The 12,811-nt window shown below is 69.6% G+C and carries 10 protein-coding genes; 5 read left to right on the top strand and 5 right to left on the bottom strand.

Going from position 1 to position 12,811, the window contains the following annotated elements:
• Positions 1–109 precede the first annotated feature (109 nt).
• The 5 genes from NET02_RS08680 to NET02_RS08700 all read left to right on the top strand — a co-directional run bounded on the left by NET02_RS08680 (position 110) and on the right by NET02_RS08700 (position 7,737).
• A complete protein-coding gene (locus NET02_RS08680; RefSeq protein WP_284057003.1) occupies positions 110–1,054 on the top strand; it encodes a hypothetical protein in 945 nt (314 codons plus the stop codon).
• Complete coding sequence (locus NET02_RS08685) at positions 1,051–4,419, top strand: DEAD/DEAH box helicase (RefSeq protein WP_284057004.1); 3,369 nt, start codon at positions 1,051–1,053, stop codon at positions 4,417–4,419. The genes NET02_RS08680 and NET02_RS08685 overlap by 4 nt, the downstream gene beginning before the upstream one ends.
• A 16-nt stretch (positions 4,420–4,435) precedes the next feature.
• Complete coding sequence (locus NET02_RS08690; protein WP_284057005.1) at positions 4,436–5,020, top strand: hypothetical protein; 585 nt, start codon at positions 4,436–4,438, stop codon at positions 5,018–5,020.
• Between the two features lie 89 nt (positions 5,021–5,109).
• Positions 5,110–6,435, top strand: coding sequence for an L-fuconate dehydratase (locus NET02_RS08695; protein WP_284057006.1), 1,326 nt, complete (start codon positions 5,110–5,112; stop codon positions 6,433–6,435).
• A gap of 90 nt (positions 6,436–6,525) precedes the next feature.
• Positions 6,526–7,737, top strand: a complete 1,212-nt coding sequence (locus NET02_RS08700) for an EAL and HDOD domain-containing protein (RefSeq protein WP_284057007.1) — start codon at positions 6,526–6,528, stop codon at positions 7,735–7,737.
• Between the two features lie 52 nt (positions 7,738–7,789).
• On the opposite strand, the gene NET02_RS08705 is transcribed toward NET02_RS08700, so the two are convergent.
• From NET02_RS08705 to NET02_RS08725, 5 genes are all read right to left on the bottom strand, one after another.
• Entirely contained in the window at positions 7,790–8,326 is a 537-nt protein-coding gene (locus tag NET02_RS08705) for a SpaA isopeptide-forming pilin-related protein (RefSeq protein WP_284057008.1), read from the bottom strand.
• 81 nt (positions 8,327–8,407) lie between these two features.
• Positions 8,408–9,313 (bottom strand): alpha/beta fold hydrolase, encoded by a 906-nt coding sequence (locus NET02_RS08710; protein ID WP_284057009.1) that lies wholly within the window; start codon positions 9,311–9,313, stop codon positions 8,408–8,410.
• 47 nt (positions 9,314–9,360) lie between these two features.
• Entirely contained in the window at positions 9,361–10,155 is a 795-nt protein-coding gene (locus NET02_RS08715; RefSeq protein WP_284057010.1) for an energy-coupling factor transporter transmembrane component T family protein, read from the bottom strand.
• Positions 10,152–12,050: an ABC transporter ATP-binding protein gene (locus tag NET02_RS08720; RefSeq protein ID WP_284057011.1), complete on the bottom strand. Its 1,899-nt coding sequence runs from the start codon at positions 12,048–12,050 to the stop codon at positions 10,152–10,154. Before NET02_RS08720 ends, NET02_RS08715 begins: the two co-directional genes overlap by 4 nt.
• Positions 12,051–12,124: 74 nt before the next feature.
• Positions 12,125–12,685, bottom strand: coding sequence for an ECF transporter S component (locus NET02_RS08725; protein ID WP_284057012.1), 561 nt, complete (start codon positions 12,683–12,685; stop codon positions 12,125–12,127).
• Between the last annotated feature and the right edge of the window lie 126 nt (positions 12,686–12,811).

The following is a 12,811-nucleotide window of genomic DNA, read 5'->3' on the forward strand; positions in this document are numbered from 1 at the left end:
TCATCGAGGACTGGAGCATGACCGGCCTCGCACCTGCTGTGCGTGTCCACCGGCCATCAGGGCCGTCTCGCCTGCTCGGCTATTCCCTGGCTGAGCGGCGAGATCCCTCATGGGAAGGAGCTGTGCCATCGAGAGGGGAAATGGAGGACAGCACTCCGGCGAGCACCTGGCCGATCCTGGGGCGACCGGATCGTTCCTCTCGCTCGTGAGCCGCTACCGGGACAGCGTGGGGCAACGGCGCTTCGTCGGCGAAGACCCGGTGGTGCACCCGCTCCGGGATGCTCCCGAGGAGATCGCCGCCGCTGCCATCGCTGCCGAGCGGCTCGGCGGTCTGCTCCGGCTCGACGGCAAGGCGATCAGCCCGGCCGAAGACCTGGCGGTGGCCGAGCTGGATGCCGGGCTGCGCGCGCTGGCCAACTGGGACGTGCGGCTCGCCCGCTGGCGGCTGGCGATCGCCGCCGAGCATGCCCACCTCCCCGAGCAGCAGCAGCGGGTGAGCCTGGCGCAGGCGCTCGCTCAGACCGTGCGCGACGTGCTGTACGAATATCCAGGCCAGTCGCGGGTGAAGCCGGAGGCACCGGTGGTCGCGCTGGGGCCGACGCTGGATCGGTTGCCGAAAGAGGAGCTCGACTTCTACGTCGAGGAAGCGAAACGCCTGGCCGGGCTCTGGCGCCAAGCCAAGGAGGACGTGCTGCTGTGGACTGGCTGGGCCCTGACGCGAGTCCGGACGATCCTACGCGACGGGGAGCCCGACGCGGCGCTGGCCTGGCTGCTCCGCATCTACCGGCGCAATCGCGACCGCTTGACCGGCGATGACTACCTCGAGCGCCTGGTGCGCCGGGCCGAGGCGACCTTTCGGCTCCTCCTACTCGCCGAGGGCGAAGACGATGCCGAGCTGCGCAAGCTGGCCGAGGACGCCTCGCCGCACGACTTGCTGGTCACGACGGTCGCGATGCTGAGCCAGGCCTGGGACACCGACGTGGTGCAGGTGAGCAACCGCTTCGCGCTGGTGCTCTACCAACGCACCGAGCTGAACCCGGAGCGCTCCTCATGATCGGCGGGGCGACGACCTGGGCGAGCCAGGAGGCCGAGCGTGCCTGGCAGGAGCTGCACCAGGAGCCAGGTAAGCCGAAGTGGCTCGACGTGCCGATCCTGGTACGGCCAGTGGGCGAGCTGCGATCAGGCCGCATCGTGCTCGAGGCGCTGACCGAAGACCGGCAACTGCTCGGCACCTGCGCGGTCTTCAACGGCGAGTGGTACCCGGGTTGCCCCGGATCGACGCCCTATTCCCACTACGCGCCGACTCTCTACCGGGTGCTGCTAGCCCGGCAGCGCCGCGAGGAGAACGAGCCGCTCCGCCTCCAGGTCTTGAAGGCGGTCGCTGCCCAGACGCGCAGCGGGCGACTCTTGCCTGTCCTGCTCAAGTTCATCATCGCGCCGGAGCACACGCTCACCGGCGCGCAGCTCGAGCAGGTCTACGGCTGCCCGCTCCAGGTCTTCTACACGCGCTTCGTCGGCGTCAGCTACGACGTGCTCCGCCCGCGAGACGGCGGGGGCGATGTCCGCGGCCGGGCGATCCACGAGGGCTACCGTCGCGCAGCGGCCGAGTTCGTCGCCAGCGGCGACCTGGAACGGGCGCGTGCCGAGTACCTGGAGGGGGTGCGCCGCATCTGGATCGAGTGGCTGACGACGCTCTGCCTCAAGATCAGCGCGCGGCCGATCATGGATCACACACAACCGCTCCAGGTGGTCGACGAGATCCTGAGCTATTGCAGCCAGCGCTGGGAGGGGCAGTCGCTCCGGCTCTACCTGGAGCGACTCTTCTACGCGCCGTCGCGGGGCATCTCTGGTCGGGCGGATCGGGTCGAGGAGCCGCTCGGCGGTGGGCCGCTGCGCCTCGTCGAGATCAAGACGCATGGGATAGACGCCGAGCAGGATCCGCAGACCGGCGAGCGCCACCCGGGTGGACTGCAAGCGCTGGCCTACCGCGAGATCCTGCACAGTTTCGGTGAGGAGAGCGCTGAAGCCGTCGTCGAGGAGATCCAGGGAGCGCGCATCAAGCCGCTGCCGCTGCAGGCTCACCCGCTGGTCCGTCGCCTCCGGCTGGATCTCTCGACCCGCGACGAGCGCGTCGTCGATCTGATCGCCCAGGCGCGCAACATCGGCTACTGCGTCGCCACCGGCCTCTTCACCGGCTACGACCGGTACCTGCTCGACCGGGCCGGTGACGACTGGCGACTGCGCGAGCTGGGCGGCAGCTTCGAGCTCTTGCGGCCCTGGCCTCCGTGCCAGATCTGTCCGGCGCAGCGCCGGGGAGTCTGCGTCTACGGCACCCGGCGCGCTGGCCCGCGGCTCTACTCGCTCTTCCGCTATGCCCCGAGCCGGCTCTTCGCCTACTGGGCTTGGTTCCATCGCCAGCTCAAGGCTGAGGAGCGCGCCTCGCGAGAGTTGCTGTTCCACCTCGTCACCACGCCGGCCGAGACGCTGGAGCAGTCGGAGGGGATCACGATCAGCCGGTTGCGGCTGGCCGAGCAGGCCGGCCTCGTCGCGGTCTTCACCCGCGATGAGCGGATCGAGACGCGGATCCGCGAGGACGACCGGGTGCTGGTGACTCCAGAACGGCGCGCGCCGGGCCAGATCTTCTCGGTCGAGGGTACGGTGCAGACCGTGGGCGAGCGCGAGATCGCTCTCCGGCTCAATGACCGGGTCGATCCCGAGGGAACCTACCGCGTCGACCTGCTCGGCGGGTACGACATGCGCCAGTGGCAGCTCGAAGGTCTGACCGACTTTCTGGTCTCGGCGATGGCTAGCACCGGCATTCGTGGCCGCAAGGTGCTGGTCGACGAGCTTCCGCGGCTGGCCCGCATCCTGCTCGGTGCCGAGCGGGCGTCTCCACCGGGCCAGGCTCCAGCGCCGCCAGCGCCCGACCTGAACGCGACCCAGCGGCGCGCGCTGGCGGCCGTGCTGGCGATGGAGCCAGGAGATCTGCTGCTGATCCAGGGGCCGCCCGGCACCGGGAAAACCTCCCTGATCGCCCACCTGGCACGGGCAGCCCTGGCCAGGCATCTCTTCGACTACGACGGCAGGGCCCCGCAGGATCGCCGCCCCGTGCTCGTCCTCACCAATACCCACCGCGCCGCCGACGAGGTCGTGCTCAAGCTACTCGACCGGTTTCCCGAGGTGGCGCCGTTCGTCATCCGGGTCGGCGGGCGGCGCGCCGACATGGACGAGCGGGTTGCGCGCCAGACCCTGGCCGAGCGCGCCGGCGCGCGCGAGGTGCTGGGCGAGGCCGATCTGGCCGGGAACGGAGCGGCCGTCCTCTTCCGGCTGATCCGGCGAGCCCAGACCTACCACGACCATGCCGGCATCTTCGTCGGCACGCTGGGCTCGGCCGATGCCGCCGAGCTGCGCGGGCTGAGCTTCGAGCTCGTGATCGTCGACGAGGCCGGGCAGGCGACCGAGCCGGCCATGCTGCAGGCGCTGCGTCACCTCCCGCCCGGCTACGCCGGCCGCCTGGTGCTGGTCGGCGACCACCGCCAGCTTCCGCCGGTGGTCTCGGATGAGCTGGTACCCCCGCCGGTGCCCGAGGCCTTCCGCCAGCTCGGCCTGCAAGCGGGCGACAGCCTGCGCACTTCGGCCTTCGAGCGGCTGGCGCGCCTCTACCCGCACGCGCTGATCACCCTCACCGAGCAGTACCGGATGAACGCGCCGATCTGTAGCCTGGTCAGCGAGACCTTCTATGAGGGACAACTGGTGCCCGGAACCCAGGAGGTGGCGGAGCGGGCGCTGGCCGGCTGGCTCTCCCGGTTCGGCCTCTCCGTGCCGGCGAGCTCAGTCTGGAGTGGGCCGCCGGTCGTCCTGATCACCACCGAAGCTGACCCGGATGCGCGTGACAGCGGGGCGCGCTTCATCGCCGGCCGCTCGCCGGACGAAGCGCGCGACAACCCGCGCGAGGCGACGATCGTCGCCGCGCTGCTCGGCGAGCTGATCGGCTCGTTGCCTCCAGACTGGCGCGCGGAGGTCGCACGCGAGATCGGCGTCATCTCGCCCTATCGCCGCCAGAACAACCGGATCCGGCAGGAGTTGCTCCGGCGTGACCCCGCTCTGGCCGCGGTGCGGGTCGACACGGTCGATCGCTTCCAGGGCGGCGAGCGCGAGGTGATCGTGGTCAGCCTGGTCAACAGCAACGACGAGGCCGCCATCGGCCGGCTCCACGCCGACTGGCGCCGGATGAACGTCGCGATCTCCCGCGCGCGGCGAGCGCTGGTGATCGTCGGCGACCGCTCGACGTTCACCCACGATCCCGGCCGGCCGGAGGAGGACGAGGCCAGACGGTACTACCGGGCGCTCTTCGATGGGATCGAGCGGCTGGCGCGTCAGGGGCAGGCGCGCGTGCTGGATAGCCGAACGCTGCCCTAAGCGCAGGAGGGTGCTAATGGCCGATCCCCAGCAGATCCAGCGGCTCCTGATCGAGATCGGCGAGGACGTCGCCTGCCGGCACTACCACGAGCCGCGGGCTGGCGTCGACTTCAACCTCCTAGCTGGCCTCGGGCTGCTCACTCCGATCAACACGCGGATCCCGCCCTGCGAGGCGCACGGCTGCCCGCTGCTCGGACAGTGCGAGCATGAGGCCGACTTCGCGCCCGATTCCAATACGCGCACGCCCAGGAGCAACCGCAAGTTCCGCCGCGCGCCGAAAGGAGCGGACGTCGCGGCGGACGCCGCTCTGCTGGATCGCCTGGCATCCGAGCACCGGCTCGCCGCGCTGGTGGCCGGCGCGCTGCGAGGCGGGAAGGCGAGCGTCTTCACCCTGGCCCAGGCGCTCCTCGAAGCCGATCTGGCCCAGGTGGAGGCAGGGGGAGAGACTGCCCCGGCCGTTCGCCGGCGCGAGCTGGGAGCCTTCCTCCGGCTGGTGGAGGCACTGGGCTGGGTGCAGTTCGAGGACGGCGGCCTTACGCTCCGTGCCCTCCGGTTACCGGAGCCTCTGATGCCGCCTGCCGGGCCTAGCGAGACGGCGTGAAGGGCGCTCCCCCCGCGCCGCTGGCGGCGATCAGGCGATACGAGACATAACAATCACGGCGTGTATCGACGAGAGGAGGGAGGCGAGAGATGCCGGCGACGCTCACCGGGATTCGGGTCTACGACGTGCGGTTTCCGACTTCGCGCACGCTGGCCGGCTCTGACGCCATGCACCCCGATCCCGACTACTCGGCCGCCTACGTCGTGCTCGCCACCGACAGCCCGGGCCTCGAGGGCCACGGGCTCACCTTCACGATCGGCCGGGGCAACGAGCTGTGCGTGGCGGCCGTGCGCTCGCTCGCGCCCTTCGTGGTCGGGCAACGGCTGGAAGATATCACTGCCGACTTTGCCCGGTTCTGGTACCGGCTCACCGCCGATGGCCAGCTCCGCTGGGTGGGGCCGGAGAAGGGCGTGCTCCATCTGGCTACCGCGGCTGTCGTCAACGCGATCTGGGATCTCTGGGCTAGGGCCGAGGGCAAGCCGGTCTGGAAGCTGCTGGCCGACCTCACCCCGGAGCAGATCGTCTCCTGCGTACCGTTCCGCCACATCACCGACGCGCTGACGCCGGACGAAGCGCTCGAGATCCTGCGGCGACAGGCCCCCTCGCGCGCCGAGCGCGAGCAGGAGCTGCTGGCTAAGGGCTACCCGGCCTACACCACCTCGGCCGGCTGGCTCGGTTATCCCGACGAGCAGGTACTGGCGCTCAGCCGGGAGGCGGTGGCCCAGGGCTTCGACGCTATCAAGATGAAGGTGGGGGAGGATCTGGAGGCCGACCGCCAGCGGGCACGCCTGATCCGGGAGGCGATCGGGCCAGGGCGGCGGCTGATGATGGACGCGAACCAGCGCTGGGATGTTCCTGAAGCGATCGCCTGGATGCGGGAACTGGCCGAGTTCGATCCCTGGTGGATCGAGGAGCCGACCCACCCGGACGACGTGCTGGGTCACGCGACTATCGCCCGCGAGCTCTCCCCGATCGGCGTGGCAACCGGCGAGCACTGTGCCAACCGGGTGCTTTTTAAGCAGCTCCTTCAAGCCGGGGCCATTCGCTTCTGCCAGATCGATGCCTGCCGGCTCGGCGGAGTGAACGAGGTGCTCGCGGTGCTGTTGCTGGCGGCCAAGTTCGGCGTACCGGTCTGCCCCCATGCCGGCGGGGTGGGGCTGTGCGAGTACGTGCAGCACCTGGCGATGTTCGACTTCATCGCCGTGAGCGGCTCGATGGAGAACCGGGTGATCGAGTACGTCGATCACCTGCACGAGCACTTCCTCGACCCGGTGGTGATCCGGGCTGCCCGGTACCAGGCTCCCGCGCGGCCGGGCTACAGCATTGCCATGAAGCCGGAGTCGCTGGCGACCTACGCCTATCCGGACGGCCCCGTCTGGCGCGACCTGGCATCGCAAGCCCGCGGGATGGCCTGACAGGACGAGAGCGTGCCGTATGGCTAGGAAAGTCTTCCTATCCAGCCCGCGATCGTCCGCGTCGATCCCGACTGTGGAAGGGGTGCGATCGTGCGCGATGTGTACATTGGAAGGCAGCCGATCTACGATCGCGGGCTCGAGGTCTGTGGCTACGAGCTCTTCCTCCAGCCAGCCGGCGTGCGCGCGAACGGCAGCTTCGAGAGCAAGCGAGCGGCTGCGCAGCTCGTGCTCGACACCCTGGTCGAGATCGGCCTGGAGGCGATCGTCGGCGACAAGCTCGCCTTTCTCAACCTGCCGAGCGAGCTCGTTCTCTTCCTGCTAGAAGACCTGGCCCCGGCGCTGCCACAGGAGCGGCTGGTCATCCAGCTCGACGAGCAGGTTGCGGCCGATCATTCGGCGCTCGAGCTGGCGAGGAACCTGACGCTCCAGGGCTGCATGGTCGCGGTGGACGGGTTTGCCGGACAGCCGGCCCTGCTCCCACTGGTGGAGCGGGCGGATATCGTCCGGGTGGACATGCGGGGGCGTGACACAGGGGCACTGCGCGAGATCATCACGCCGCTCCAGCGCCACGGTGTCCGCTTGCTCGCCGGTGGAGTCGAGACCTATCAGGACTTCGCCCGCTGCCGCGATCTGGGCTTCGACTATTTTCAGGGCCCCTTCCTGTACCAGCCCGACATCGTCAGTGGACGGCGCAGCCCGGCGAGTCGAACGCCGCTACTGCTGCTGACCCGGCTGCAAGATCCGGAGGCCGACTTCGCTGAGCTCGAGGCGCTGGTGGCTCAGGATGTCGGGTTGACCTACAAGCTGCTGCGACTGGTGAATTCTGTGTGGTATGGCCGGCGCGCGCGCGTCGATTCGGTACGTCAGGCGCTGCTCCTGCTCGGCACGCGACTCGTCAGTGCCTGGCTCAGCCTGATCGTGATGGCCGGCGTCACCGGAAAGCCGCACGAGCTGATGACCACCGCGATCATCCGGGCGCGAATGTGCGAGCTGCTGGCCGGGGCGATGGGCCGGCTCAACCGGGAGAGCTACTTCCTCGTCGGCTTGCTCTCGGTACTGGACGCGCTTCTCGACTTGCCGATGCCGAAGGTAGTGGAGATGTTGCCGCTGTCGGAGGACGTGGCTCGCGCGCTGCTGGAGCACGAGGGTGAGCTGGGCGAGGTGCTGGCGTGCGTGCTGGCCTACGAGCAGGCCAACTGGGATGGGGTAGACCGGACAGGCCTGCGCCCCAGCCTCGTCACCGAGGCGTTCCTGGACTCGGTCGGATTCGCGCGCGATGTCCGGGCGGTACTGAGAGCCTAGCCTGGACTGCCGGACCCGAACATGATCGATTCGAGGAACGCCGAGCCCGGGATCATCGTCCCCGCACCCGGCGGAGACCCCAGCCAGTGAGTACAAGCCCACCCCCGAGCGCTGTCGTCACTAGTGCGATACTACCTGGCCCTTGCCAGGGACGACCCGTAGCGGGCGCAACGCTCCGGGGGAGGTTGACGAACCCGGCGCCGGCGAACTCGGTCAACACCTGCGTAGTAATCGGATTCCGCAGCGGCACCGTGCCGGGCGGCGCGGTCGACACGTCCTCGGTCACGACCACCGTGATCCCCTCCGGCAAGGTGACGACGCAGAGCCCCTGCGCATTCGTCGTGCAGGTGGCGAGGACAGTTCCGGCGGTGTCCTGGATCGTAAATGAGACGCCCGCGGCAGGCGTGCATTCCGGCGGGATCCCTCTCCCGGTACTCGGCTCGAAGCTGGGCACGCCAGGACAGGCGACCTTGATGACCCTGAACTCCAATTGCGCTGCGGCGCTCCGCGCGGTGACGCTGAGCAGGGTGACGACCAGAGCAAGGACGACACAGCACACGGCGAGCAACCGAACCGCTGGTCTGACCATGTCACCTCATCCTTTCTCCTGCCCCGCCCCGCCGCCTCGAGGCCCGAGATGCGAGGCTGGCTGCGGCAGACGTGCCGGGGCCTACGAGCTCTGGCGGGGAACTGCGTCAGGGCGCTCCAGGAACAGACTGATCAGCCGGCCGAGCGCCTGAGGCCGGTCCTCGGGCAGGAAGTGGCTGGCGTGCGCGAAGAGCACCAGCCGGGCATCGGGGATCAGGCTCGCCAGCTCGCGCGCCTCGTCTGCCCGGAAGAGCGGGTCGCGTGCTCCCCAGGCGATCAGGCAGGGGACAGCGAGCCGGCTCAGCGCCTCGCGCCAGCGGCGGAAATCCTCAGCCGTCATCGGCGCGCTGCGATAGAGCCGCAGCAGCGTGGTACGGAAGCTCCGCTCGAACGGCTCCCAGTAGCCATCCAGGTCGGCCCGTGCCAACCGGCCAGGCTCGGCCAGGAACGGCCGCATCGCCAAGCGCAGCATCCAGGGCTGGGCCAGCACCATCACCAGCTCTCCGAGGAGCGGGAGGCGCAGCAGCCACAGCGGCGAGGGGCCGGACCAGTGCTCTGGGCGGAAACTGGTGTTGAGGATGACTAGGTGGGTCACCTGCTCGGGCCGCCGCGCCAACAGCTCTGTCGCGACCAGCACCCCGAAGTCGTGGCCCACCAGCGCATACCGCTCGAGCCCGAGCTGCTCCAGCAGCCGGCCGAGCAGGTCGGCCTGGCCGGCGACCGTGTAATCGCCGCCGGCCGGTTTGTCGGAGCGCCCGAAGCCGAGCAAGTCCGGAGCCAGCCCGCGATAGTCCCGCGCCACCACCGGCAGGACGCGCCGCCAGAGAAAGGATGAGGTGGGAATCCCGTGCAGCAGGACGATCGGATGGCCGCTACCCGCCTCCCGGAGGAACAGGCGGAACCCCGCGACCGAGACCCAGGTACCTTCCTCGCTGGTCGCTGTGCCTGACAGGCTCGTCGCTGTCTCCCCGCGCGTCTGGACGGTCATAGCTCTGCCCCTTTCCCAGCCGGGGAGGCGATCAGGGTGATCCGGCACTATCGTAACGCTCGGCCCAGCCCTTCCGCCAGCGTGAGCCAGAGCAGGGCGAGCCCGGCCGCCAGCCCGGCCGCGAGCGCCAGCCAGTCAGCCGGCCGCATCGCCAGGTCACGCAAGGTAGTACGCCGGACTGGCGCGCCGACACCGCGGGCGGCCAGCGTCCAGCCGAGCTGCTCGCTCATCCGTAGCGCGGTCACCAGCGCGGCCACCAGGATCGGGAGCATCGCTTGTAGCCGGCGCAGCCCGCGCGGGGGCAGGGTCAGCCCGCGTGCCTGGAACGCCTCGGAGACGGTCTGGTAGACGCCCGCGAAGGTGGGGATGAACCGCAGGCCGATCGTCAGCGCCATGCCCAAGCTGAACGGCAGGCCGAGCCGCACCAGGCTGCGAACCAGTGAGCGCTGGTCGGTTGTGCCCAGCCAGAGCAGCAGGGTGAACGAGAGGGCGGCGATCCGCAGCGCGGTAGCCAGACCGCGCAGGAGCGCCTCGCCGGTGACGATGAGTGGCCCCAGGGCAAGCAGGACGGGCTCTCCGCGCCGGTCGAAGACTGGCCAGAGCGTGACGATGAGGATCAAGAGCGGAGCCAGCGCGCGCCAGACTCCGATGGCCAGCCCACGCGGGTAGCGGGCCAGCGCCAGAAGCAGGTGAGCCAGGGCCAGGGCAGCGAGCAGCAGCGGCAGGCTGCTCCAGAGCAGGACGAGCAGCGCAGCCATGGCTGTGAGGATGAGCTTGACCCGTGGGTCGAGCCGGTGCAGCCAAGAGTCTCCCGGCGCGTAGAGGTCGTAGCCGGCACTCATCCTGGCCCTCCTTCCCGGGTCAGGCCTGAATGCCCGGTACCCGCAGCCAGCCGCGCCAGCACGGCCTCAGCGAGTTCGGCCTCCGTCAACGACGGTAAGATGCCGTAGCGCGACAGACCCCGGCTCAGCCGGGCGATCGTGAGAGGTGCCATCCCCGCTCGCGCCAGCAGTGCCTCATCGGTCAGGATCTGGCGCGGCGGGCCGTCGCCGAGGATCCTTCCCTCGTGCACCAGCACGACCCGCCGGGCGTGCTCGGCCACTAGCCGGAGATCGTGCGTGATCAGGAGCACGCTTCGGCCTTCGGCGACCAGCTCCTCGATCGTGGCCATCAGCCGTCCGGTGGCCTGGCCGTCCAGGCCGCACGTCGGCTCGTCGAGGATCAGCAGGCGGGGCGACAGAGCGTAGACCGCGGCGATCGCGACGAGCTGCCGCAGTCCACGTCCTAAGAGTGTCGGGTGGCGGTTGCGCAGCTCGGCGAGCCCGAAGCGCTCGAGTGCCTCATCGACTCGCGCGCGCAGTTCCGGGCCACGCAGCCCGAGGTTCCGTGGCCCGTAGGCCAGCTCCTCCGCCACGCTGGGCAGGAAGAGCTGGTGGTCGGGGTTCTGGAAAGCGTAGCCGACAGTTCGCGCGAGCTGCCCGACATGCGTGGTGCGCGTGTCCTGGCCAGCGACGAGCACTCGGCCGGATTCCGGCCGGAGCAGCCCGTTACAGTGCTTGGCCAGCGTCGTCTTGCCTGAGCCGTTCGGGCCGATCAGCGCCAGGAACTCGCCGGCCCCGATCCGTAGCGAGACCCCGTTGAGCGCCGGGTAAACGCCGCCGTAGCGGTAGCGCGCATCCTCGATCTCGATCAACGAGGCCGGCTCTCGGGCGTGCAGAGTCTGATCATCGCGCTCGCTGGCCAGCGTGAGAAGCGAGCCCGCTCTCGCCTGGCGCGGTGCAGGGACGGGCTCGGCAGCGGGGCGTTCCTGGTGCCCGGCGCGGGGTGGTTGATCGTTCGACCTGGTCAGGCCGGTCTGTTCGAGCAGCCGGGCCAGTGCTGCCTCGGCCTCGGTCTGGCTGAGGAAGGAGAGTTCGGCTCCCAGCGCGCGATTGAGCCGAGCTGCCAGCTCGGCGAGTGGTGGAATCCGGATCCCCAGTGCGGCTAGTTCCTGGGTTCGGCTGAAGACGGCCCGCGGCGACCCCTCCAGCGCGACCCGGCCAGCGTGGAGCACGACGATCCGATCGGCGAAGCGGCTGAGCAGCTCGGTGTCGCTCTCTACCAGGACGATGGTGAGCCGGCGACCCAGTTCCTGGCGTAGCCGCTCGACCGCAGCGATCACCTCCTCCTTGCCCACCGGGTCGAGCTGCGCCGTCGGCTCGTCGAGCACCAGGATCTGGGGCTGCATGGCCAGCACTGCAGCGATGGCCAGCCGCTGTTTCTGGCCGCCGGAGAGGTGGGCCGAGAGCCGGTTGCGCTCGTGGGAGAGCCCGACGACCTCCAGCGCCCAGTCCACCCGGCGGGCGATCTCAGCCGGCGGGATCCCCAGGTTTTCCGGCCCGAAGGCGACCTCGTCCTCGACGCTGAGCCCCACCAGGTTGCTCTCGGGATCCTGGAAGACGACCCCGACCCGGGTGGCGAGCTGGGGCACCGGCGTGTAGCGGGTGTCCCAGCCAGTCACCACCACGCTCCCGCCGACGATTCCGCCGGTCTCCTGGGGTACCAGCCCGGCGATCGCCAGGCAGAGGGTGCTCTTGCCGCTGCCGGTGGAGCCGGTGATACCCAGGAACTCCCCGGCAGCGACCTCCAGCGAGATCTCCTCCAGCGCCGTGACCGGAGCGGCCCCGGCGACCGGCGGATAGCGAAAGGTGAAGCGTTCGAACCGGATCGGCGGCTCGCCCGGCGCGGTCGCGTCCATCACGCGGGCAATTCTAGAACGCGCCGTCTCCTCTTCGCGATGAGGAGACGGCGCTCCGGTGGGGAGTGAATGTCTCAGCGGGGTTCCTCTTGCCAGACCCGCCGGGCCGTCCAGGTCTCGATGGGAGGATAGACCTTGCGGACGGCCAGCACCAGCGGGATCGAGACGATAGCTCCGGTGGCAGCCTGGCCCAGGTTGAACCAGACGTCGGCGATCGCCGTGCCGGTGCCGACCCGCAGGATAAAGAAGTCGTAGATGAAGTAGCCGCCGACCAGGATCACCCCGCCGACCAGGCCGGCCAGCGCCATCCGCCACAGACCAGCGCGCCAGCCGATCAGCCCGGCGACCAGCCCCTGCAGGCCGTGGATCACGAAGGTGCCCGGCGCATAGTTCGCGAACCCCGAGCTCAGGTCGGCCAGCGTGGGCCCGAGCGCGCCGGCGATAGCGCCGACGAGCGGGCCGAACGTGAAGCTGGCGAAGTAGATGGCAATATCCCCGAGGTGGACGTAACCACCTGGGATCGGCACCTGGATCAGCCGGGTCGCCACGAAGACGACTGCGATCATTACCCCGGCGAGCGCGATCAGGCGTGGCGTGAGCTCGAACCCTCCGCGGACGACTCGACCCTGCTGCATCCTCTTGCACCCTCCTCACCGGCCTGTGGGGCAGCGCGCTTCCTCCACAATCACGGCTCTATCGCAAGCGTGCGCTCTGGACGTGGGGTCCTCAACAGCCAATTGGAGCAGTCCAATCTTTGTGAT

This window comes from Thermalbibacter longus, from assembly GCF_023806485.1.
GTDB classification, from domain to species: domain Bacteria; phylum Chloroflexota; class Chloroflexia; order Thermomicrobiales; family Thermomicrobiaceae; genus Thermalbibacter; species Thermalbibacter longus.

Excerpts from the sequence above, each read along its gene's own strand:
- NET02_RS08680 (WP_284057003.1), top strand. The coding sequence starts at position 110 with ATGGGAAGGAGCTGTGCCATCGAGAGGGGAAATGGAGGACAGCACTCC.
- NET02_RS08685 (WP_284057004.1), top strand. The coding sequence starts at position 1,051 with ATGATCGGCGGGGCGACGACCTGGGCGAGCCAGGAGGCCGAGCGTGCC.
- NET02_RS08690 (WP_284057005.1), top strand. The coding sequence starts at position 4,436 with ATGGCCGATCCCCAGCAGATCCAGCGGCTCCTGATCGAGATCGGCGAG.
- NET02_RS08695 (WP_284057006.1), top strand. The coding sequence starts at position 5,110 with ATGCCGGCGACGCTCACCGGGATTCGGGTCTACGACGTGCGGTTTCCG.
- NET02_RS08705 (WP_284057008.1), bottom strand. The coding sequence starts at position 8,326 with ATGGTCAGACCAGCGGTTCGGTTGCTCGCCGTGTGCTGTGTCGTCCTT.
- NET02_RS08710 (WP_284057009.1), bottom strand. The coding sequence starts at position 9,313 with ATGACCGTCCAGACGCGCGGGGAGACAGCGACGAGCCTGTCAGGCACA.
- NET02_RS08715 (WP_284057010.1), bottom strand. The coding sequence starts at position 10,155 with ATGAGTGCCGGCTACGACCTCTACGCGCCGGGAGACTCTTGGCTGCAC.
- NET02_RS08720 (WP_284057011.1), bottom strand. The coding sequence starts at position 12,050 with ATGGACGCGACCGCGCCGGGCGAGCCGCCGATCCGGTTCGAACGCTTC.
- NET02_RS08725 (WP_284057012.1), bottom strand. The coding sequence starts at position 12,685 with ATGCAGCAGGGTCGAGTCGTCCGCGGAGGGTTCGAGCTCACGCCACGC.